The 22670-nt window shown below is 63.5% G+C and carries 14 protein-coding genes; 5 read left to right on the forward strand and 9 right to left on the reverse strand.

Annotation, left to right across the window (positions count from 1 at the left end):
- Positions 1 to 74 precede the first annotated feature (74 nt).
- From KW825_RS08595 to KW825_RS08605, 3 genes are all read left to right on the forward strand, one after another.
- On the forward strand, positions 75 to 2108 hold the full coding sequence (locus KW825_RS08595; RefSeq protein ID WP_218328944.1) for a M13 family metallopeptidase: 2034 nt from the start codon (positions 75 to 77) through the stop codon (positions 2106 to 2108).
- 161 nt (positions 2109 to 2269) lie between these two features.
- A complete protein-coding gene (locus KW825_RS08600; RefSeq protein ID WP_218328945.1) occupies positions 2270 to 2707 on the forward strand; it encodes a PliI family lysozyme inhibitor of I-type lysozyme in 438 nt (145 codons plus the stop codon).
- A gap of 400 nt (positions 2708 to 3107) precedes the next feature.
- Positions 3108 to 4835, forward strand: coding sequence for an ATP-binding cassette domain-containing protein (locus KW825_RS08605; RefSeq protein WP_218328946.1), 1728 nt, complete (start codon positions 3108 to 3110; stop codon positions 4833 to 4835).
- A gap of 66 nt (positions 4836 to 4901) precedes the next feature.
- On the opposite strand, the gene yjeH is transcribed toward KW825_RS08605, so the two are convergent.
- Positions 4902 to 6179 carry an L-methionine/branched-chain amino acid transporter gene (gene yjeH / locus KW825_RS08610; RefSeq protein ID WP_218328947.1) on the reverse strand — a complete coding sequence of 426 codons (1278 nt, stop codon included), beginning with the start codon at positions 6177 to 6179 and terminating at the stop codon, positions 4902 to 4904.
- A gap of 138 nt (positions 6180 to 6317) precedes the next feature.
- The gene (locus KW825_RS08615; protein WP_042654047.1) at positions 6318 to 7610 is read right to left on the reverse strand and encodes an HAAAP family serine/threonine permease; all 1293 of its coding nucleotides are present in this window, start codon (positions 7608 to 7610) and stop codon (positions 6318 to 6320) included.
- Positions 7611 to 8110: 500 nt separating this feature from the next.
- Here KW825_RS08615 and KW825_RS08620 point away from each other — a divergent pair, with 500 nt between their 5' ends.
- Positions 8111 to 9049, forward strand: a complete 939-nt coding sequence (locus KW825_RS08620; RefSeq protein WP_218328948.1) for a LysR family transcriptional regulator — start codon at positions 8111 to 8113, stop codon at positions 9047 to 9049.
- Between the two features lie 72 nt (positions 9050 to 9121).
- Complete coding sequence (locus KW825_RS08625; RefSeq protein ID WP_218328949.1) at positions 9122 to 10543, forward strand: MATE family efflux transporter; 1422 nt, start codon at positions 9122 to 9124, stop codon at positions 10541 to 10543.
- Positions 10544 to 10565: 22 nt separating this feature from the next.
- Here KW825_RS08625 and pdxY read toward each other — a convergent pair whose 3' ends face one another.
- From pdxY to rnhB, 7 genes are all read right to left on the reverse strand, one after another.
- Positions 10566 to 11426 (reverse strand): pyridoxal kinase PdxY, encoded by an 861-nt coding sequence (pdxY, locus tag KW825_RS08630; protein ID WP_218328950.1) that lies wholly within the window; start codon positions 11424 to 11426, stop codon positions 10566 to 10568.
- Between the two features lie 75 nt (positions 11427 to 11501).
- On the reverse strand, positions 11502 to 13634 hold the full coding sequence (locus KW825_RS08635; protein WP_218328951.1) for a lysine decarboxylase CadA: 2133 nt from the start codon (positions 13632 to 13634) through the stop codon (positions 11502 to 11504).
- Positions 13635 to 13710: 76 nt separating this feature from the next.
- Positions 13711 to 15045, reverse strand: coding sequence for a cadaverine/lysine antiporter (cadB, locus tag KW825_RS08640; RefSeq protein WP_042654051.1), 1335 nt, complete (start codon positions 15043 to 15045; stop codon positions 13711 to 13713).
- 648 nt (positions 15046 to 15693) lie between these two features.
- On the reverse strand, positions 15694 to 17226 hold the full coding sequence (gene cadC / locus KW825_RS08645; RefSeq protein WP_218328952.1) for a lysine decarboxylation/transport transcriptional activator CadC: 1533 nt from the start codon (positions 17224 to 17226) through the stop codon (positions 15694 to 15696).
- Between the two features lie 346 nt (positions 17227 to 17572).
- On the reverse strand, positions 17573 to 18523 hold the full coding sequence (accA, locus tag KW825_RS08650; protein ID WP_042654053.1) for an acetyl-CoA carboxylase carboxyl transferase subunit alpha: 951 nt from the start codon (positions 18521 to 18523) through the stop codon (positions 17573 to 17575).
- Between the two features lie 16 nt (positions 18524 to 18539).
- Entirely contained in the window at positions 18540 to 22019 is a 3480-nt protein-coding gene (dnaE, locus tag KW825_RS08655; protein WP_218328953.1) for a DNA polymerase III subunit alpha, read from the reverse strand.
- 2 nt (positions 22020 to 22021) lie between these two features.
- Positions 22022 to 22612 carry a ribonuclease HII gene (gene rnhB, locus KW825_RS08660; protein WP_042654055.1) on the reverse strand — a complete coding sequence of 197 codons (591 nt, stop codon included), beginning with the start codon at positions 22610 to 22612 and terminating at the stop codon, positions 22022 to 22024.
- Positions 22613 to 22670: the final 58 nt, after the last annotated feature.

Raw genomic sequence — 22670 nt, forward strand, 5'->3', positions numbered from 1 at the left:
TAACCGGACTGCTAGAGTGAGATCCCTCCCGAGCTGGGCTGGGAAGCTGAATAACCCGAATTGGAATCAAGCGAATGAACAATAAGAAAAGCATACTGGCCGGCCTCATCGGGTTGGCGTTGTTAGCCGGTTGTAGTCAGGCGCCGGACACAGCAAGCAAGCACTCCGGCCTCGCGCTGGCCAACATGGACACCCGGGTCAAGCCCGGCGATGACTTCTTCCGCTACGTGAACGGCCACTGGCTCGCGACGGCCAAGATCCCGGACGACAGGCCGGCCGATGGCGCCTTCTACCTGCTGCGGGACAAGTCCCTCGCCGATGTGCGGGTGCTGGTGGAAGGGCTGGACGGCAAGGCGGCCGCGGCGGGGACGCCGGCCCAGCAGATCCACGATCTCTATCGCAGCTACCTGGATCAGGGCACGCGAGACGCCAAGGGCACGGCCCCGCTGCTGCCCCAGCTCAGCGAGATCGACCGGATCAGCGACCAGAGCACGCTGGCCAAGGCCTTCGCCCAGGCCGGCCGCCTCGGCGGCAATGCCCCGTTCGGCTTCTGGATCGATGCCGACGCCAAGGCGCCGGACAGCTACGCTGTCTACCTCTATCAGTCCGGGCTCGGCCTGCCGGATCGGGATTACTACCTCAAGAGTGATGCGGCCAGCCAGGCGCTGAGACAGAAGTACGAGCAGCACATCGCCGGCATGCTGAGCCGCTTCGGCGAGACGGATGCGGGGCCCAAGGCGAAACGCATCCTGGCCCTGGAGACCCGGATCGCCCAGATCCAGTGGGACAACGTGACCCTGCGGGATCGGGAGAAGAACTACAACAAGGGCTCCCTCGGCGAGCTCAAGCGCCTAGCCCCCGCCATCGACTGGGATGCCTATCTTGGCCAGGCCGGCCTCGCCGGCCAGAGCAGCCTGGTGATCGGCCAGCCCAGCTATCTGTCGGCCCTCAACGGCCTGATGCAGCAGACCCCGATCGGCGACTGGCAAGCCTACCTCAAGTGGCACCTCATCACCGATTACGCCCCCTATCTCGACGGCCAGACCGATCGTCAGAACTTCGCCTTCTTCGGCACCACCCTGAGCGGTACCCCCAAGCAGCGCGCCCCCTGGGAGCGTGCGCTCGGGGTACTTGACGATCTGCTGGGTGAGGCGGTCGGCCAGCTCTATGTGGAACGTTACTTCCCGCCCCAGGCCAAGGCCCGCATGGAGCAGCTGGTGGAGAACCTGCGCACTGCCTACGGCCAGAGCATCGAGGAGCTGGACTGGATGTCGCCGACCACCAAGACCCAGGCCCTTGAGAAACTCGCCAAGTTCAGGCCCAAGATCGGCTACCCGGACAAGTGGAAGGATTACAGCGCCATCGAGATCCGCCAGGACGATCTGGTGGGCAACCTGCAGCGGGCCCGCGCCTTCGAATACGCCGACAACCTGGCCCGCCTCGGCAAGCCGGTGGACAGGGACGAGTGGCACATGTCACCGCAGACGGTGAACGCCTACTACAACCCGAGCAACAACGAGATAGTATTCCCGGCCGCCATACTGCAGCCCCCCTTCTTCGACATGACAGCGGATGACGCGGTGAACTACGGTGCCATCGGCGGCGTGATCGGCCACGAGATGGGCCACGGCTTCGACGATCAGGGTGCCAAGTCCGACGGCGACGGCGTGATGCGCGACTGGTGGACCCCAAGCGATCTCAAGGAGTTCCGCTTCCGCACCAGCCGGCTGGTGGCCCAGTACAACCGCTTCGAGCCCATCAAGGGCCAGTACGTCAACGGCCAGTTCACCCTGGGGGAGAACATCGGCGATCTCGGCGGCCTCACCATAGCCCACAAGGCCTACCTGCTGTCGCTCAAGGGCGAAGAAGCGCCTGTGCTGGACGGTTTCACCGGCGAGCAGCGCTTCTTCCTCGGCTGGGCCCAGGTGTGGAAGGGCATGTATCGCCCCGAGCTGATGCAGATGCTGCTCTCCTCGGATCCCCACTCCCCGCCCGAGTATCGGGTCAACGGGGTGGTGCCGAACATCCCCGCCTTCTACGAGGCGTTCAACATCCAGCCGGGCGACAAGCTCTATCTGGACCCTGCCAAACGGGTCAAGATATGGTAATAGAGAGGGCAGAGAAATCCTCCCTGTCTGGACCCGGCCAAGCGCACCGGATAGGGTAGTAAAAGAGAAGGCGCCGGACCCGACACGGATTCCGGCGCCGAACACAGACATGATGGCAGGGGCAAGCCCCTGCCATCCCAGCAGCAACAAGGGTCACATCCATGAAAGCCTTATTGATTACTCTCGGACTGCTCACTCTGCCACTGACCAGCCAGGCGGCAGAGGGCTTCTTCAAGCAGCTGACGCTCCCCACCGGTCAGGTGCTCACCGTCGCCGAGGGACGCGGTGAACCCGCCTCCATCGGCAGCTACGACGTGCGCCTCTATTCCGGCGCCAACCCCCAGTTCCCCCTCGATCAGTTCATCGATGGCAAGGTGCAGGCGCGGGACGGCGGCATCAAGGAGCTGAGGTTGCAGGATCTCAACGGTGACAAGCAGCCGGAGCTCATCGTCATAGTGGAGAGCGCCGGCAGCGGTGGCTACCTCAGCGCCGATGCGTTCACCATCAACCCGCAGGCCGGGCTCGACAGCTTCAACCACGTCAGCGAGCTGGCCCCCGGTGACGACGTGATCCAGGCGCTCAAGACCCCCCGCGATTGACTGGCTCGCTCACACCCACCACTTTGTAACACAGCCCCGCATCGCGGGGCTGTTGCGTTATCGCAGGCTGAGGCCGCTCTCATCGCCCACCCTCTGAGCCTCTCCCCCCACCTGTCTTGACACCTCATGGCCCCAATAGACGACCCTTTTCTTCTGTGCCTATAATCGCCGCACGGTGCCATCACGAAAATAAGGAGGTAAAAAATGGTTATCCAAGCGTGTCCGATGTTCTCGGCCCGCCTGTTCGGCACATTCGAGTGCTCTTGCCTGCATACCATCGCGCTGCGATAGCGGGTTCGAGCAAAGCCGACTCCCTTCTTGACCGAGACCTTTCTCGACCGTTGTCGCCAGCGCTCCTGATGACAGGGATCTTTGATCCCGCATTTTAGAGAGCAAGAGCATGACAACTTTGATGAGCACCCACTCCCTGCAGATGAACGCGGGAGAGCTTCCCCTGTTCGACAGCATCGATCTCAGCATCCACAGCGGTGACCGCATCGGCCTCATCGGCGCCAACGGTAGCGGCAAGAGCACCCTGCTCAGCCTGCTGGCCAGCCAGGTCGAGCCCCATGACGGGCGTATCCACAGAGCCGCCCCCTGTCGCTGCGAGTTCGTGACGCAGCACCTTCCCAGCCGTTTGCACGGGCTCAGCACCCGCGCCGCCCTCGGCGATGCCGTGGCGGACGATCCCGCCCTCGGCTGGCAGCTGGACAAGATGCTCGAGGATCTGCAGCTGGCGCCGCACGCCGCGCAGGTCGTCACCAGCCTGAGCGGCGGCCAGCACAGTCGATTGCAGCTGGGCCGGGCCCTGCTGCGCCAACCCAACCTGCTGCTGCTCGACGAGCCAAGCAACCACCTGGATCTCCCCTCCCTGCTCTGGCTTGAACAGTTCCTGCAGGGCTGGCGCGGGGCCTTGGTGCTGGTCTCCCACGATGCTCGCCTGCTCGACCGGGTCACCCAGGACACCCTGATCCTGCGGGACAGACGTATCTATCGCTTCGCCCTGCCCTGCAGCCAGGCCAGGGCGGCGCTGGTACAGGAGGACGAGAGCGCCCGCCAGCGCCGGGCTGATGAGCAGAAGGAGATCGACCGCCTGAGCGCCAGCAGCAAGCGGCTCGCCATCTGGGGACGGGAGCATGACAACGCCAAGCTGGTGCGCCAGGCCAAGTCCATGGAGAAGCGGATCGTCAGGCTGCTGGAGGAGCAGAGCCTGGTCGGTGCCGGCGCCCCCTGGCGGCTCGAGCTGCACGGGCTGGGGCTGCCCGCCGACGCCCTGCTGCGGCTGGAGGCGCTCGACGTGCGCCCGGCCCCCGCCTTGCCGCCCCTGCTGCGGGCCGAGGGACTCTGGCTGCGCTCCGGCGACAGGGTCGCCCTGCTCGGTGCCAACGGGGCGGGCAAGTCCTCCCTGCTGCGCCAGTGTTGGCGCGAGCTGTGCGAGCAGCGCCAGGCGGAGGGCTGGTACCGTCACCCTGCGGCCAGCATCGCCTACTACGATCAGTCCCTGCAGCAACTCGACGACCAGGCGACCCTGACCGATGCGCTCTATGCCCTGGCCCCGCTGCCGGCGATAACCCTGCGCCAGGCCCTGATCCGCGCGGGCTTCCCCTACGCCCGTCACGGCCAGCGGGTGCATGCCTTAAGCGGCGGCGAGCGGGCCAGGCTGCTGTTTCTCGCCCTGTCGCTGGCGAGCCATCACCTGCTCTGGCTCGATGAGCCCAGCAACCATCTGGATCTGGAGGGCAAGGAGGAGCTGGCCGAGGCGCTGGCGCAGTTTGCCGGCGGGGTGCTGCTGATCTCCCACGACCGGGATCTGATCGAGCGCAGCTGCAACCGCTTCTGGGTGATCAGGGAGGGCAGGATCCTGGAGGCCCACGGCGCCGAGCAAGCCTATGCCGAGCTGCGCGGCGACAGCCTGCCCCCCGGCGGCATTGCACCCCATGAAGCGCCGACGGAGGAGGCCACCCGGGCGGAGGGCGACGAGGCGCTGCTGGCGCGCTGGTACGAGCTGGATGGCCTGCTGGCCGCCGATCTCGCCCGCAAGCCCAGGCATCAGACCCCGCGGCTGCAGCAGGGCTGGCGCGACGAGTTGCAACGGCTCGCCGAGCGGCTCGGCCTCGATGACGACTGACGGTTAACGTCGAGCACCATGAAAAAGCCCCGCATTGGCGGGGCTTTTTTTATCCGTGACACGGTGTTACTCGATGGTCGAGAGGCGGCTGGCATGGCCCCGACGACGATGGCGCCGCCACAGGGAGAAGAGGCCATAGCCCGCGCTCAGCAGCAGGGCGTAGAGCACCTCGGAGGCGAGCGCCACCAGCACCGCCAGGCAGAGCAGCACGCTCAGGCCCGCCAGCCCCTTGCCCACCCCACCGAGCAGGCGCCAGCCCGCCGCCATGCAGAGCAGGTAGACCAGCACGAAGTTGCCGTTGGCATAGCGAATGAGCGCATCCAGGGGCAGCCGCCACCAGAGGATCAGGGTGATGGAGAGCAGGCAGATGCCGAGCACCCAGCACAGGGCCGCCAGCGGGGCGCCGCGGGCGCTGAGCCGGGAGAGGGAGACCGGCAGCTTGCCTTCCCGCGCCATGCTCCAGATCAGGCGGGCAAAACCCTGCAGATAGATGTTGATGCTGGCGAAGCAGGAGAGATAACCCAGGATCGCCACCAGCCACTTGGCGGTCGGCCCGAACAGCAGCGAGAGCAGCGCCGGGATGGCGGTGGCATTGGTCGCCTCATCGCCATAGAGCCCATATTTGAGCACCACCAGCGAGTGGACCCAGTAGATCAGCCCCGCCAGCAGCACGCCGCCGAGCAGGGCCAGCGGGTAGTCCCGCTCCGGCCGCTTGAACTCCTCCCCCATGTGGGCGAAGGCCTCCAGCCCCACGAAACACCAGAACATCACCGCCAGCGCCGTGCCCATGGCGGGCCACTCGGCTGCCGTCGGCAGCGGCTGGGCCGCGTCGCGCCAGCTCAGATCTCCCTTGATCCAGATGAGCAGGGTCAGCCCCAGGATCGCCAGCGCGATGAGCAGTTGCAGGTTGCCGGAGGAGCGGGCACCACGCAGGCCGAGCAGGAAGACCCCGAGCAGGGTCAACAGCTGGATGGCCCAGAGGGTCAGCTCGCCCACATCGAACAGGGCGTGCCAGAAGCCGGCGGCTATGGTGAGCGCGGCGGGCAGCCCCACCGGCAGCACCGCCAGAAACAGGAAGGCGGAGAAACGCTCGGCACCGTTGCCAAACGCCAGCCCGATCAGATGGGGTGCCCCGCCCGCGTGGGGATAACGGCGGCCGAGGCGGGCGAAGGTGAAGGCGATGGGCAGCACCAGCACGATGAGCAACAGCCAGGCCCAGAGCGAGGCGCCCCCCGCCAGCGACGCCGCGGTCGCCGGTACCACGAAGATCCCGGTACCGAGCAGGGAGGTGGCGAGCAGCCCCATCCCCTGCCAGAGCCCGAGCTCTTTCTTCAACGCAGACATATCCTTTTGTCCTGACTGGAAAAACACCCCGCCATGTTAGGCCGCAGCCCCTTGCTTGTTAAGGGCTATCCGTTGCTCAAACAAAAAAAGCCGCCTCTTACGAGGCGGCTTCTTCTTTCAACAGCGTAACCGGAGTTATCAGGCAATCAGCTTGTAGATGATACCGGACATGGCGATCAGGCCAATCAGGGTCACGAAGCCGTTGCTGATGTTGCCAGCGTATTTGCGCATGGCCGGCACCTTGGTGATGGCGTACATCGGCATCAGGAACAACAGCATGGCGATGATGGGGCCGCCCAGGTCTTCGATCATGCCGAGGATGCTCGGGTTGATGGTGGCGATGGCCCAGGTGGTCAGGATCATGAAGACCGCAGTCACCTTGTTCAGCTGCTTGATGTCAACGTTCTTGCCCTTCTCGCGCAGCGCCTTGGCCATCAGGCCGTTCATTCCTTCTTGCGCACCCAGGTAGTGACCCAGGAAGGATTTGCTGATGGCAACCATGGCGATCAACGGAGCCACAGTGGCGATAACCGGGTTGTCGAAGTGGTTGGCCAGGTAGGACAGGATGGAGATGTTCTGTTCTTTGGCAGCAGCCAGGTCAGCCGGGGAGAGGCTCAGTACGCAGCTGAATACGAAGAACATAACGGTCATCACCATCATGACGTGAGCACCCAGCAGTATGTTGCTGCACTTCTTCTCGGCACCTTCACCGTAACGACCCTTGTTGTCCACCGCGAAGGAGGAGATGATCGGGGAGTGGTTGAAGGAGAACACCATGACCGGGATGGCCAGCCACAGGGTCTTGAGGAAGTCACCGTTGAAGGCGTCAGCCAGCGCTGGCGCTTCGGTGATGATGGTACCGTTCCAGTGCGGGATCAGGTAGAACGCCAGGCCCATCAGGGTGATCACGAACGGGAATACCAGCACGCTCATCGCCTTGACGATGAACTGGCCGCCGAGGCGAACGATCGCCATCAGACCGAGGATCAGCGCCAGCGACAGGATGGCACGGGGAGGTGCCGTCATACCCAGCTGGTGAACAATCACGCTCTCAACGGTGTTGGTGATGGCGACCGAATACATCAGTACGATCGGGTAGATGGCGAAGAAGTAGAGCAGGGTGATGAACTTGCCTGCAGTCTTGCCGAAGTGCTCTTCTACGACTTCGGTGATGTCGCCATCACGGGTGGAGCCGGACAGCACGAAGCGGGCCAGACCGCGGTGAGCGAAGAAGGTCAGCGGCAGAGCCAGGATCAGCATGGCAACCAGCGGCCAGAGGCCACCTACACCGGCGTTGATCGGCAGGAAGAGCACACCGGCACCGATAGCGGTACCGTACAGACCCAGCATCCAGACCAGGTCGGCCTTATTGATGCCACGGGAAGCCTGACTGGCTAAACGACCATCAACTGCAATATTCATGTCGGACATAAGTTGTTCCTGTCATCAAGGAAAGTGGAATCTTGTTGTCTATTGGCCAGCTGGCCCGGTTCCGTTTCCCTGGAACGCCTGCTGTTCGTCCTTGTCACTACCCCCTCACGCCCCGGCAATCAGGCTATCGCTCCTTGTGATAACCGAATTGCAACAAACGACGGCATGAGATCCTGAACCTGGTTGAGGCACCCGATTGCGCTAACAACTCAGCAACAAGCACCTCATCCGATGAGCTGACTCTAATTAAATGCCCCTATTAATCACAGCGTTTTTTTGAATTAATCAACCAAAGTTTGACTGTGGTCGACTTTCGGTCGTTCGAGATCACATTACAGACGCCGATTTGTTAGCTTTTTTTAACAAATCAAATTTGTTTCAATAGATTCCAATACTTACCGCGATCAACAAATGCGTAACATGCCTGGTTCCGAACGCAGATTGTGTGTGTCAGCCCCTTGGCGTACCCTTGTTTTTCGCCCTCAGCCTGTCGAATCAAGATGACCATCACCCGCACCGATCTCGCCGAACTGGCGGTGTTTGCCGCCGTCGCCCGCCACCAGAGCTTCAGCAAGGCCGCCCTCGAACTCGGGGTCTCGGCCTCCGCCCTGAGCCATAGCCTGAAGGGATTGGAGAGTCGACTCGGGGTCAGGCTGCTCAATCGCAGCACCAGAGCCGTGGTGCCGACCGACGCCGGTCAGCGGCTGCTGCAACAGCTGGTGCCGACTCTGACCCAGCTGGAGGGGGCCCTCGACGAGTTGACCCGTCACAGCGATGAGCCGGTCGGCAGGTTGAAGATCTGTGCGCCGCGCGGGGCCATCGATGAGGTGCTGGCCCCGGTGCTGATCGACTATCTGGTGCGCTATCCGCGGGTGCAGGTGGAGGTGGTGGAGCAGGAGTTGATGCCGCGCCTCATCGAGGACGGCTATGATGCCGCCATCTTCTATGGGGATCTGCTGCCCAAAGAGATGATCGCCATCCCGCTCGGGCCGCTGCAGCGCTATCTGGTGGTGGGATCCCCGGCCTATCTGGCCAGGCGCGGCACGCCCCAGCACCCGGCCGAGCTGGTCCAGCATGACTGCATCGGCTACCGCCTCACCCCCCATCACCACTACCGCTGGGCCTTTGCCGCCGACGGCAAACTGCTGGAGATCGAGGTGAGCGGGCCGCTGACCACCAGCACCCCGGCCCTCTACCTGGGGGCCGCCGAGGCGGGGCTGGGGCTGGCTTACTGCCTGGAGGAGGAGGTTCGCCAGCAGCTGGCGAGCGGCAGCCTGGTGAGCGTGCTGACCTCATGGAGCCCAACCTTTGCCGGTTTCTGTCTCTTCTACCCCAGCCGCCATCAGCTGGGACACGGCCTGCGCGCCCTGATCGACATGCTCAAGGCGCACCACCAGCCGTCGCAATTACTGAGCGGAATTCATCAACTCATCAAATAAACACCGGATTATCAATCAAAACGTAAAAATCTACACTGGTGCTTCGATCCCAACACAGCAAGAAGCATCGCCATGTCCGCTTATTTCACCCGACGCCAACGGGCCATGACCCGTCGCTTCTGGGGCTATGCCCTCCCCTCCATCCTCGCCATGCTGGTGTCCGGCGCCTATTACCTGGTCGACGGCATCTTCGTCGGCCACTACGTGGGGGCCGCCGGCCTCGCCGGCATCAACCTGGTCTATCCGGTCATCATGGTGCTGATCGGTCTCGCCGCCATGATCGCCATGGGGGCGGCGACCGCCATCTCCTTCCAGCAGGGGGCGAAGAACCTCCACCAGGCCCGCCAGGCCCTGGTCAACGCGCTCTGGCTGCTGGTGCTGCTGGGCACCACGGCGCCGCTGCTGCTGTACCATTGGCACATCGACATCCTGCTGGGACTGGGGATCGAGCAGGGCACCGAGACCTGGCAGCAGGCCAGCGACTACCTCCTGTGGATCGGCGGCGGCACCCTGCTGCTGGCCAGCAACCTGGCGGTGCCCTACCTGCTGCGCAACGACGGCCGGCCCAGACTGGCCATGATCCTGGTCAGTGCCGGCGCCGTGCTCAACATCCTGCTCAACTATGTGATGGTCGGCCGGCTGGGACTGGGGCTGGTGGGCACGGCCCAGGCCACCCTCATCTCAGAGGGCATCGTCAGCCTGCTGGGCCTCGGCTATTTCTTTACCTCCCATGCCAGGCTGCGCCTCTCGTGGCGCCAGCTCGCGCCCGATCTGCCGGCCATGCCCGGCCTGCTGTTCACCGGGCTGCCGAGCCTGATCGCCCAGTTCAACCTGGGGCTGCTGCTGCTGCTGCACAACAGCCAGCTGATGGTCCACGGCTCGGTCAAGGATCTGGCCGGCTTCACCGTGGCCGGTTACACCGAGGCGGTGTTCATCGTGATATTGCAAGGCCTGGCGTTCGGCATCCAACCCCTCATCAGCCAGGCGGCGGGGGCCAGGCGCCACCGGGATCTGAAATTCCTGATGGAGATGGGGCTCAAGATCACGCTGATCTACGGCATGCTGGTCTGGCTGCTGATCCAGCTGCTGCCACGCCAGGTGGCCATGCTCTATACCGGCGATCAGGATGAGGAGCTGCTCTCCGCTGCCGTCAGCAGCCTGACCCTCAACCTCGCCGCCATCCCGCTGGAGGGGATCATCATGTTCGGCATAGTGCTGCTGCAATCCATGGCGCGCACCCGCCAGGCGCTGATCATCTCGGCGGCCAAGACCCTGCTGCTGCTGCCGCTGATCTTCTTGCTGCCGCTGCAGTGGGGCCGCGATGGGGTGCTGATGGCCCAGCCCACCACGGTACTGCTGCTGACCCTGCCGCTGTGCTGGCTGCTGTGGCGGGAGTGGCGCCGCCTCGCCCTGGCCTGCGCCCCCCGTCCGCTGCGCCGCACCCGGCCGCTCGGCCCCCGCCAGGAGGCACAACTGACACGCCGCGCCGGCTAGCCCTGGCCGCAAGAACGGCAGGCTAGAGCCGGATGGCTCGGGCGTGGACCTCGGGCTCGGCCATCGCCTGCTGCGCCGTCACCAGCTGCAGCTCATAGGCCCCCGCCAGCCAGGTGTGGGCCATGACCGCATCCACGCTGGCGTTGGTGCGCTCGAACGCCTGCACGGGATCCTGTCCGGCCAGCAGATTGGCCAGCATGATGGCGCTGAGCAGATCCCCCACCCCGATGGGATGGCGCTTGAACGGATAGAGGGGCCGGGAGATATGAAAGGCCCCGGCGTCGCACACCAGCAGCATCTCGAACCTGTCCAGGGCAAACCCGGCCCGCCCCAGATGCTTGACCATCACCAGCTTGACCCCCTGCTCGCGCAACTGCTGGCAGGCCGCCAGCGCCTCGGGCAGATTCTGGATCTCGCGGTCGGTCAGCTGCTCCAGCTCCAGCAGATTGGGGGCCAGCATGTCGGCGCAGGCCAGCGCCCGCGTCTTGAAGAAATCGGCGACACCGGGGGCCACTATGCACCCCTTGTCGGGGTGACCCATGACGGGGTCACAAAAATAGAGGGCCTCTGGATTGAGCGCCTTGAGATGGGCCACCGCGGCCAGGATCTCCTCCCCCTGCTCGGCGGAGCCGAGGTAGCCGCTCAGCAACGCATCGCACTGCCCCAGCACGCCTATGTCGGCGAGGCCCGTCATCAGCTGGCGGATGTGACCATCCGGCATCCCCATCCCCTGCCAGCCCGCGCTGTACTGGGTGTGGTTGGAGAACTGCACGGTATTGACCGGCCAGACTTCCAGCCCCATGCGGCGCATGGGAAACACGGCGGCACCATTGCCGGCACAGCCGAACACCACGTGGGATTGAATGGAGAGAACTCGTTTCATGATGGCGACTCACACAAAAAGGGTTAAACCCCGCAGGGAAAAACGGGCCTCGCGGCCCGTTGTTGTCACTCTCGATTAACGCAGCACCTTGACGGTGTAGCTGCCATCGGCCTGGCGATAGAGGCCGTGGATGTCGGTCTCGAAGCCAGGGTAATGGGCCCCGATCTCGCACAGCATCTCGAGGAACTCCAGCACCGGCAGGGAATCCGCGGTCACCATCTCCCCCGGCAGCACCAGCGGCACTCCCGGCGGGTAGGGCAAAATCATGTTGGCGCTGATGCGATCCACCATGTCACGCAGCGGCACCTCTTCCAGGTTGCCGGCCAGCTCCTGCTGCCAGGCGACGTGCGGGGTCATCTTCATCTCCGGCAGCACGTCGAACGCCTTGAACATCAGCTCCGGCAGGCGGTACTTGCTGGTCAGGGCGTGGATGCTCTGGGCCAGCTCCTGGATGCGCATGCCTTCGTAGAAGCTCGGGTCTTCACGGTAGAGGCTCGGCAAGATGCTCTTGATGGTCAGGTTCAGGTCGTAGCCGCGCTTGAACTCGGTCAGGGCGCGCAGCAGCTGCATCGCCTTGGACTGATCGATGCCGATGGAGAACAGGAACAGCAGGTTGTAGGGGCCGGTCTTCTCCACCACTATGCCGCGCTCGTCGAGGAACTTGGAGACCAGAGAGGCGGGCAGGCCGCGCTCCATCAGCTCGCCCTGACGGTTCATCCCCGGGGTCAGCAGGGTGACCTTGATGGGATCCAGATACATGTGGTCATCGTCGATGCCGTTGAAGCCGTGCCAGTCGTCCTTGGGATCCAGCTTCCAGCACTCGAGGGTGTCGATGTCGTCCGGCTGCCAGACGTCGAAGAACCAGCCTTCGCTCTGCTCCCGCAACCGCTTGATCTCTTTACGGAAGGAGACGGCGCGATCGATGGAGTCCTTGATCAGCCGCTTGCCGGTGTTGCCCCGCATCATGGCGGCGGAGATCTCGGTGGACGCCACTATGCCGTACTGGGGCGAGGTGGAGGTGTGCATCATGAAGGCTTCGTTGAAGGTCTCCTCCTCCACGTCACCCTTGATGTGGATCATCGAGGCCTGGGAGAAGGCCGCCAGCAGCTTGTGGGTGGACTGGGTCTCGTAGAACACCTTGCCCGGCATGGCTTCGCCGCTCATGCCGCACTTGCCCTCATAGATGGGGCTGAAGTTGGTGTAGGGCACCCAGGCGCTGTCGAAGTGGATGTAGGGGGTATCCAGACTCTCCTTGATGAAGCCGGTGTTGTAGAGCAGGCCATCGTAGGTGGAGTTGGTGATCACCGCGTAGCGCGGCGCCTGGGCGCCCGGGGTGGCGGCCACCTTGGCGGCGATGGTCTCGCGGCTGAACTCGCTCTGGGGAATGCCACCCAGGATGCCGTAGGCGTTGCGGGTCGGCCGGAAGTAGATCGGGGTCACGTCGTTCATCATCATCAGATGAGTCAGGGACTTGTGGCAGTTGCGATCCACCAGCACAGTGCTACCCGCCGGGGCGGAGAACATGCCGACTATCTTGTTGGCGGTAGAGGTGCCGTTGGTGACTATGTAGGAGCGATCGGCGTTGAAGGTGCGGGCTATGTACTCCTCGGCCTCCTTGTGCGGACCCGAGTGATCCAGCAGGGAGCCCAGCTCCGGCATGGAGATGGAGACATCCGCCTTGAACGCGTTGGGGCCGTAGAAGTCATAGAAGATGCTGCCGGCCGGGCTCATCTGGAATGCGGTACCGCCCATGTGGCCCGGGGTACAGAAGGTGTATTTACCCTCTTCCACGTACTTGAACAGCGCCTTGGTGAAGGGCGGCAGTATGGCGTCCTGATACTCCTGGGTGGCCTGGCCCATCTTGAGGGCGATGTCGTCGGCCATGCCGAGACGGTACTCGAAGAAGTGCACGTTCAGGCGCAGATCGGTAAGGTGAATGTCCAGGGTCGACTGGTCGTTGGCGAAGGCGAAGATCGGCAGCTTCTCGTTGCGATCGTGGATCTCCTTGCACAGGCCGAGGGAGTACTTGTCCCAGTCGAAGATGGCGCCGCAGACGCGGGGGTTCTTCTCGATCAGCTTGAGCAGATCGGCCACGTCGACCGGATAGACCACCTGAAAGCCTTTGCGCTCGAGGGAGGCCTGCAGCTGACGAATGGGCTCTTCCTTGAAGAACACGCCCAGGTGGTTGAGGATGGCAATGATATTCATCTTGATGCTCCACACGTGAAGAGGCGCTCTCCATCAGGGATGGTGAGTGAAGAGCGCAGGAAAAAGGGAAACGGAGTTAGTGGCTGGGCTGCTCGTTGAGCAAGGCGTCGTGCTGACGCAACCCCTGTTTCTTGGCGTAGAACATCAGGATGATGAGCGACACCACGAAGGTAGCGGTGAGGTTGGACCCCTTGGCGCCCATCAGGGCCACCAGGCAGAACACGCTGGCGACACCGGAGAACAGCATGGCGCCTATGCTGCGGGAGGTCATGCCCTCGAAGCGGATGAGGTTAATACTGGAGTAGAAGTAGGGCAGCATGGTCAGCAACACCGCATCCGTGGTCAGCACGTTGAACAGGTCGGCGGCGTGGGCGGACTGGGAGGTGAAGGCGGTCAGCACCACCATCAGGGCCGTCATCTTGAGGGAGCCGAGGATCAGCCCCTTCTTGGCGACGCCGTTCTTGTCCAGCTCACCGTAGATCTTCGGGAAGTTGCCGTCGTGGGCGGCACGCTTGCCCGCCTCCCCTACCAGCATCATCCAGGAGCCGAGCGAGGTGAAGCAGGCCAGGGCGGTGAAGGCGGAGACGAAGGGGGCAGACCAGTCGCCGAAGATGGCGGAAGAGGCCATGGCGAAGGGGGCGCCCGAGGCAGCCACCTCACCGGCCGGGAACATGCCGCCGATCACCTGGGTGGAGAGTATGTAGATGACGCCGGCGATGCCGGTGCCCAGCATGGTGGCGAGCGGCACTGTGCGCTTGGGATCCTTGACCATGCCGGAGGAGACGGCGGCGGACTCCACCCCGACGAAGGACCAGAGGCAGATCAGCACGGCGCTGATGACGGCGTGCAGATCGCTGCCGCCTGTGGTGTTCCAGTTCTGGCTGTAGAGGGTGGTATCGAAATGCGCCCAGCCCATCAGGGCGGTGCCCACCACCGGCAGCAGGATCAGCACCAGCCCCAGAGTACAGAGTCGGCTCACCCAGCTGCCGCCAAGCAGGTTGACGAAGGTGAAGATCCAGACCGCCGCTATGGTGGCCACGGCCGCCGGGATGGGGTTGTTGAGGATGGGGAAGAACACCGACAGATAAGAGACGCCGGTGATGGCGATGGCCAGGTTGCCGATCCAGTTGGCGTGGTAGTAGAGCACCCCGGTCTGGAAGCCGAACACCGGGGAGATTTCACCGGCATAGGCGATGGGGCCCCCTTCTTGCGGGTTCTTGGTGGCGAGGCGGGCGAACACGAATGCCAGGCCCATGGCGCCCACCAGGCAGATAGCCCAGCTGAATACCGAGATGGAACCGACAGTGGCCAGGGCCGAAGGCAGCAGCGCGATGCCGCTCCCCATCATGTTGCCGGCCACCACACCTGTACAGGCGATGAGGCCGATCTTCTTGCTCGTATCGAGGGACATAGGATCTCCGGGTCTATAAAAGGTCGGGTCGTCAAACACTACTGGCGGAAGCTCCCGCCAGAGAATGGGCACAGACTAGACCGCCAGCCCGCGGAAAACATAAGGGCCCCCTCAGGGATAAAAACATGAGCACACTTTTTTAAAGCCGCTCAGAACAACTCATATAAACCCATTAAATACAAACAGTTAAACCACTCACCATGAGCCACCTTGATAAAATCCTGATGTGCCGCCGCCGCCTTGATGAGGTTGATGACCCCTGCCGGCTCACCTTGATATTTTTCGGTGTGCCCCCGACGGGATGAGTGGGCGTCGTTCAACCCCACCGGCTTGCGGGCCTGGCGCCAGGCCGCCCTTGGTCAGCCGCCGCCAGCGCAATCCAGGGCCCCCTACCCCATGACCAGCAGGCGTCAGGGCTCGCCAGCACCATGAAAATCAGCAAGGGCCGGGGCGCCAGCGACTGTGGCCAAAGGTGCATAAGGAGAGGGAGAGAGGGAGAGAGGGAGATGGGGGGATAAGAGATTGGGGCGCTACGCCCCTTCGGCTGGGCGAGCGACGGATCCTACTTCCCGGCCACGGACAGCAACAGGCCACCCCGGGGTGGCCTGTTGCTGTAGAAAAAATGGGATCAGGGGGGAGAGATATGGCTTAGAACAGCTTCACCTTGCTGTTGCCAAAGGTGTTGTAGAGAACGGGCGTCAGGGTTTCCATGTTGCTGTAGAAGCCCAGCTGCTGGCAGAGCAGGTAGGTCTGCTCGGTCGCCTCCATCAGGAATGCCTGGCTATAGGCGTCTCCCGCCGCATCGGGATGCCCGTCCAGCTCGGCCAGCTTGCCTAGCAGAATGTAGTAGAGCACGGTGCGGCCCCGGCTGGCGGCCAGCGCCAGCAGCCGGTTTGCCTCTCGCTGCTGGCCGCTCAGGACGGCCTGCAGGCTCAGCGCCTCCCACACCCGCGCCGGCATCATACCGCCACTCTGCACCACGCTGGCCAGGTGGGCGCCTATCCCCTGCAGCCGTTCGCTCTCCGAGTGGCCCGTCAGGGTGGCCAGCGCCTCCCCTGCCAGGTAACGCTCCGCCAGCAGCAGGGGCTGATCGGGCTGGGTCACGAGGGAGCCGTCGAGCAGCGCTATGCCGCGCTTGAGCGCCACCGCATCCTGGCTGTTGGTGTAATAGTGCGCCTCCATCATCGCCATCAGCGAAGCATCGTCGGCGGGCCAGCCCATGCCGGGTGATGCCTCGGGCCGCTCGAGGGCGCGCAGCAGATCCTGGCTGCTCTCCTGCAGCACCGCATGCACGTTGTGACGGCTGAGCTGGTACTGGTGGCTGCACAGCACCCGGTTGGTGTTGAGGTTGCGATACTCCAGATCCATGTAGGTGCCACCCGGGTGATGGGAGACCCGCACGCTCAGCTCCTTGCCGGGCAGGATGCCGCTCGTGCGGCTATGGGTATCGTATTGCACCCGCAGCGGGGTGGCCGCCGCAACCTCCCCCATCAGGGTGCGGGTGATGCCATCGGCGAGGCGCACGCTCTCGTTCTCGCCATCCATGCCGGAGTGGAAACGAAACACCAGCAGATTGGGATCCAGCAAGCTGTGGATCTGGGGGCTGGCGTGCTGGTAGCCGAGCAGGCTGACGATGGAGACCAGCACCACGGCCACGAAGATGTCGAAGCTGATCATCTTCCAGCGACTGTGGCCGGTATGGGTCGAGATGGCGCGGGTCAGGGGGCCAGCCGGGAAAGGGGCCAGGCTCTGGCCCTGCACCACCTCGCCATCGGCCAGGGGCTCGTCCGGCTCATCGCGGGGTGACGGCTTGGGCATGGCCCCGGGGGAGGACTCCGGCATGGCCAGGGAGACGACCCGCAGCGGCCGCACCGGCGCCACCAGCTTGTAGCCGCGCTTGGGCACTGTGACTATGTAATCCGCCGCGTCGTTGCGACCATCCTTGAGGATCTTGCGCAGCTCGAAGATGGATTGGGTGACCACCTGATCGGTCACCTCGGCGCCATCCCACACCTCGTTGATCAGGGAGTCACGGCCAAATACGGTGCCGGCATTGCTCGCCAGGAACCGCAGCAAGTTGACCAGCCTGGGCTCAAGGTAGACCTCGCGATCGGGACGACACAGCATGTTGTCGTTGACGCTCAGGGTCCAGTCATGGATCTCAAAAAACGATTCGCTCATGATTCGCTCACTGCAGGATGGACGGCGTCAGGGCCAGAGCAGGCGGCACTCCGCCGCCGGCAGGCTAAAGGCGCCTGTGGGCCTGTCTGCGCTCGTCTCGTTGGTGTCTGGGGGCAATCCTTGCAGGGATTCCGATCCGGCAGATCGGAATCGGTCACTCTAAGTAAAATGGGAGATGGATCCCACTTTTTTTGATCACTAATGGCCGTCGAGTTGATCAGACAGGGGGTTTTCGGCAGGCGCCGGGCCGGGGAAAAGGAATCTGGGCGATCTTCATACAGGGCACAAATAACAAGACCCCTGCACATGGCAGGGGTCTTGGGGAGTCACTCGGAAAGGCTTGGGCTTAGCAGTAGCCGTAGCCCAGCAGGCGCTGGTAGCGCTGCTCCAGCAACTGGTCGCTGTCGAGCGGGCGCAAGGCCGCCAGGTCTTGTTTAATACGGGCCTTGAGGCGCTCGGCCATCAGCTCCACGTTGCGGTGGGCGCCGCCGAGGGGCTCTTCGACTATGTTGTCGATGAGCTTGAGCTCCTTCAGGCGCTGGGCCGTGATGCCCATGGCATCGGCGGCGACCGGCGCCTTGTCGGCGCTCTTCCACAGAATGGAGGCGCAACCTTCCGGCGAGATGACGGAGTAGGTGGAGTACTGCAGCATGTTGACCCGATCGCCGACGCCGATCGCCAGTGCGCCGCCGGAGCCGCCTTCACCGATCACGGTGCAGACCACAGGCACGGTCAGGCCGGCCATGACTTTCAGGTTGCGGGCGATGGCCTCGGACTGGCCACGCTCCTCGGCACCCACGCCAGGGTAGGCGCCCGGGGTGTCGATGAAGGTGATGATCGGCATCTTGAAGCGCTCGGCCATCTCCATCAGACGCAGGGCCTTGCGGTACCCTTCCGGGCGCGGCATGCCGAAGTTGCGTCGGATCTTCTCCTTGGTCTCGCGACCCTTCTGCTGACCAATCACCATCACCGGCTCGCCGTCGAGACGGGCGATGCCACCGACGATGGCCTTGTCATCGGCATAGGCGCGATCGCCGGCCAGCTCGTCGAAGTCGGTGAAGATCTGCTCGATGTAGTCGAGGGTGTAGGGGCGCTGGGGATGACGCGCCATCTGGGATACCTGCCAGGCCCCCAGATCGCCGAAGATCTTCTTGGTCAGCTCTTCGTTTTTCTTCTCCAGCCGACGGATATCTTCGCTCAGGTCCACGGCACTGTTGTGCTCACTCACATGGCGAAGTTCATCGATCTGAGCCTGCAATTCGGCGATCGGCTGTTCAAAATCCAGAAAAAGACTCATAGGGACTATAGATCCTCTAATCAAAAACCAATTCAACCCGCTCTCGTCCAAGCAGGACTCGCAAGTCATCTATCAGTTGATCGGTGGGCGTCACCCGCCACTCGGTACCGAGCGTCAATCGCACCCGGGAGCCGGGGCGACGATAGTTTACCTGAACCGGACAGACTCCGGCACGGGCGGGCTCCAAAATCTCGCACAAACGCGGGAAAAAGCGCTCATCAATGCGTTGTTCATCGAGGGAAATGCGGATCGCCCTGGCGAAACGCTCCCTCGCATCGTTAATATCCAGCAATTCGCGGGCCGACATTTTAAGGCCACCGGAGAAGTCATCAAAGCTGACCTGTCCAGAAACCACTAAAATACGGTCTTTTTGCATCAATTCTTCGTATTTTTCCAGCGCTTCACTGAACAGGGTCACATCCAGACGGCCGGATCTGTCGTCCAGGGTGAAGATCCCCATCTTGTTGCCACGCTTGGTCACCATGCTGCGGGCGGCGATCACCAGCCCCGCCGCCGTGGTGATGGTGTCGCGGGAGGTGGGGTGCAGATCGCACAACCGCCCCGACGTATAGCGACGCAGCTCGCTGCTGTACTGGTTGATTGGATGGCCGGTCAGATACAGACCGAGGGTCTCCCGCTCCCCTTCCAGCCAGACCTTGTCGGGCCAGTGCGGCACGTTGGCGAACGCCTTCTTGACGTCGTCGATCTCCTCGGTGAGCACCCCGAACATGTCGACCTGGCCCACCGCCTGCGCCTTGGCGTGCTGCTCGGCGGCGCGCATGGCTTCTTCCAGCGTGGCCATCAGCGCCGCCCGGTGCGGACCCAGTCTGTCCATGGCGCCGGAGAAGATCAGCTTCTCCATCACCCGCTTGTTGATCTTCTTGATGTCGACCCGGTTGCAGAAGTCGAACAGATCGCGGAAGGGACCCTCACTGTCTCGCGCCGCCAGTATGGCATCTATGGGGCCCTCGCCGACCCCCTTCACCGCGCCTATGCCGTAGACGATGTGGCCGTCTTCATTGACGCTGAACCGGTAGCGACCGGTGTTCACGTCCGGCGGTATCACGGTGAGCCCCATCCGCTGGCACTCGTCCACCAGCGTCACTATCTTGTCGGTGTTGTCCATGTCGGCGGTCATCACCGCCGCCATGAACTCGGCCGGGAAGTGGGTCTTGAGCCACAGCGTCTGGTAGGAGACCAGCGCATAGGCGGCGGAGTGTGACTTGTTGAAGCCGTAGCCCGCAAACTTCTCCACCAGATCGAAGATCTTGATCGCCAGCTCGCCGTCGACCCCGTTCTTGACCGCCCCTTCCTCGAAGCCGGAACGCTGCTTGGCCATCTCGGCCGGGTTTTTCTTGCCCATGGCCCGGCGCAGCATGTCAGCACCACCCAGCGTATAACCCGCCAGCACCTGGGCTATCTGCATCACCTGCTCCTGATAGAGGATGATGCCGTAGGTGGGTTCGAGTATGGGTTTGAGGCTCTCGTGCTGCCACTTCTCGTCCGGGTAGGAGATGGCTTCCTTACCGTGCTTGCGCTCGATGAAGTTGTCCACCATGCCGGACTGCAGCGGGCCCGGACGGAACAGCGCCACCAGGGCGATCATGTCTTCGAAGCAGTCGGGCTGCAGCCGCTTGATCAGATCCTTCATGCCGCGGGATTCCAGCTGGAACACCGCCGTGGTCTCGAAGCGCTGCAGCAGCGCGAACGATTTCTTGTCATCGATGGGGATGGCGGCGATGTCGATCGGCGGCTTGCCCTCCTTGGCCAGGCGCGGGTTGATCATGCCGAGCGCCCAGTCGATGATGGTGAGGGTGCGCAGCCCCAGGAAGTCGAACTTCACCAGGCCCGCGTACTCCACGTCGTTCTTGTCGAACTGGGTGACCGGGTGATTACCGGAATCATCACAATAGAGCGGCGCGAAGTCGGTGATCTTGGTGGGGGCTATCACCACACCACCGGCGTGTTTGCCGGCGTTGCGCACCACCCCTTCCAGCCGGCGCGCCATGTCGATGAGATCCTTGACCTCCTCGTCCTGCTCGTACAGCTCCGGCAGCTTGGGTTCGACCTCGAACGCCTTGGCGAGCGTCATGCCCGGATCCGGCGGGATCAGCTTGGAGATGCGATCCACGAAGCCATAGGCATGGCCCAGCACCCGACCCACGTCCCGCACCACCGCCTTGGCCGCCATGCTGCCGAAGGTGATGATCTGGGAGACCGCCTCCCGGCCATACATCTCCGAGACGTGCTCGATCACCTCGTCCCGCCGGTCCATGCAGAAGTCGACGTCGAAGTCGGGCATGGAGACCCGCTCCGGGTTCAGGAATCGTTCGAACAGCAGATCAAATTCGAGGGGATCCAGATCGGTGATCTTGAGCGCATAGGCCACCAGCGACCCGGCTCCCGAGCCCCGGCCCGGGCCGACGGGGATGCCGTTGTCCTTGGACCACTGGATAAACTCCATCACGATGAGGAAGTAACCAGGGAAGCCCATCTGGTTGATCACCTTGAGCTCGATCTCCAGCCGCTCGTCGTACTCGACGCGCTTGGCGGCGCGCACCTCGGGATCCGGGAACAGGAAGGCCAGTCGGTCCTCCAGCCCCTCCCTGGACTTCATCACCAGGAAGTCTTCGGTGCTCATGTCACCGGTCGGGAAATTCGGCAGGAAGTATTCACCGAGGCGCACCGTCACGTTGCAGCGCTTGGCGATCTCCACCGTGTTCTCCAGCGCCTCTGGGATGTCGGCGAACAGCTCGCACATCTCCTCCTGGCTACGCAGGTATTGCTGCGGGCTGTAGCGGCGCGGGCGGCGCTTGTCCATCAGGGTGTAGCCATCGTGGATGGCGACCCGGATCTCGTGGGCGTCGAAGTCCTCGGCGGAGAGGAACACCACCTCGTTGGTGGCCACCACCGGCAGCTCGAACTCGGTGGCGATGGCCACCGCCATGTGCAGGTAGACCTCTTCATCGGGTCGGCCGGTGCGCAGCAGCTCGAGGTAATAGGCGTCGGGGAAGTGGCGCTGGTAGAAGGCGAGGCTCTGCTCCACCATCTGCCGGTTGCCCTTGAGCATGAACTTGCCGAGATCCCCCTCCCGCCCGCCGGACAGCACTATCACGCCCTTGGCGTGTTCCGCGAGCCAGGCCTTGTCGATGACGGGGCGGCCCTGCACATGACCGCGCTGATAGCCGCGGGAGATGAGCAGGGTGATGTTCTGGTAACCGTCGTTGTCCATGGCGAGCAGGGTGAGGCGGAACTGCTCGTCGCCGAGCTCCTCGCTCTGCACCCAGAAATCCGCCCCGACGATGGGCTTGATGCCCTTGCCATGGGCCGAGCCATAGAAGCGTACCAGGCCGCACATGTTCATCTGGTCGGTCAGCGCCAGCGCCGGCATATCGTTGGCCGCCGCCGCCGAGGCGATGGGACCAATTTTTTGCAGGCCATCGACCATGGAGAAGTCGGAGTGGACCCGCAGGTGGATGAAACGAGGTTCGGCCATGGTTATTCGATCCCCAGCGCCCGGCGCACCGGTTTGAAGCTCTTGCGATACTCGGGCAAGGGGCCGCGCTCGGCCAGGATGGCGAGGTGCTCCGCGGTCGGATAGCCCTTGTGGCGGGCGAAGCCGTAGGCGGGATGACGGCCGTCCAGCTCGGTCATCTCGGCGTCACGGGTCACCTTGGCGAGGATGGAGGCGGCACTGATGGCGGCCACCAGGCTGTCGCCCTTGACCACGGCGCGCGCCTCCATGGGCAGCGCCGGGCAGCGGTTGCCATCGATGAAGACCAGCTCTGGCGTCATGGCCAGGCCCGCCACCGCCCGCTGCATCGCCAGCATGGTGGCGTGCAGTATGTTCAGCTCATCGATCTCATCCGGACTGGCCCGACCGATGGACCAGGCCAGCGCCTTGGCCTTGATCTCGTCAAACAGGGCGAGGCGCTTCTTCTCGGAGAGCTTCTTGGAGTCGGCCAGCCCCTGGATGGGGTTGGCCGGATCCAGGATCACGGCGGCGGTGACCACGTCGCCCACCAGCGGGCCACGACCCACCTCGTCAACCCCTGCTACCAGCTTGTCTTGCGGAATCTCGATCGTCATATCAATGCCTTGAATCAAAACAGGCCCCGCAGGGCCAGTGTCAGCACAGCATCGCCCG

Origin of the sequence: Aeromonas sp. sif2433 (assembly GCF_019218705.1) — a bacterium.
Classification (GTDB): Bacteria; Pseudomonadota; Gammaproteobacteria; order Enterobacterales; family Aeromonadaceae; genus Aeromonas; species Aeromonas encheleia.

What these genes read in the sequence shown, in the direction of transcription:
- cadB (WP_042654051.1), bottom strand. Translation starts at nt 15,045, where the DNA reads ATGTCCCTCGATACGAGCAAGAAGATCGGCCTCATCGCCTGTACAGGT.
- KW825_RS08625 (WP_218328949.1), top strand. Translation starts at nt 9,122, where the DNA reads ATGTCCGCTTATTTCACCCGACGCCAACGGGCCATGACCCGTCGCTTC.
- dnaE (WP_218328953.1), bottom strand. Translation starts at nt 22,019, where the DNA reads ATGGCCGAACCTCGTTTCATCCACCTGCGGGTCCACTCCGACTTCTCC.
- accA (WP_042654053.1), bottom strand. Translation starts at nt 18,523, where the DNA reads ATGAGTCTTTTTCTGGATTTTGAACAGCCGATCGCCGAATTGCAGGCT.
- yjeH (WP_218328947.1), bottom strand. Translation starts at nt 6,179, where the DNA reads ATGTCTGCGTTGAAGAAAGAGCTCGGGCTCTGGCAGGGGATGGGGCTG.
- cadC (WP_218328952.1), bottom strand. Translation starts at nt 17,226, where the DNA reads ATGAGCGAATCGTTTTTTGAGATCCATGACTGGACCCTGAGCGTCAAC.
- KW825_RS08620 (WP_218328948.1), top strand. Translation starts at nt 8,111, where the DNA reads ATGACCATCACCCGCACCGATCTCGCCGAACTGGCGGTGTTTGCCGCC.
- KW825_RS08615 (WP_042654047.1), bottom strand. Translation starts at nt 7,610, where the DNA reads ATGTCCGACATGAATATTGCAGTTGATGGTCGTTTAGCCAGTCAGGCT.
- rnhB (WP_042654055.1), bottom strand. Translation starts at nt 22,612, where the DNA reads ATGACGATCGAGATTCCGCAAGACAAGCTGGTAGCAGGGGTTGACGAG.
- KW825_RS08635 (WP_218328951.1), bottom strand. Translation starts at nt 13,634, where the DNA reads ATGAATATCATTGCCATCCTCAACCACCTGGGCGTGTTCTTCAAGGAA.
- KW825_RS08595 (WP_218328944.1), top strand. Translation starts at nt 75, where the DNA reads ATGAACAATAAGAAAAGCATACTGGCCGGCCTCATCGGGTTGGCGTTG.
- KW825_RS08605 (WP_218328946.1), top strand. Translation starts at nt 3,108, where the DNA reads ATGACAACTTTGATGAGCACCCACTCCCTGCAGATGAACGCGGGAGAG.
- pdxY (WP_218328950.1), bottom strand. Translation starts at nt 11,426, where the DNA reads ATGAAACGAGTTCTCTCCATTCAATCCCACGTGGTGTTCGGCTGTGCC.
- KW825_RS08600 (WP_218328945.1), top strand. Translation starts at nt 2,270, where the DNA reads ATGAAAGCCTTATTGATTACTCTCGGACTGCTCACTCTGCCACTGACC.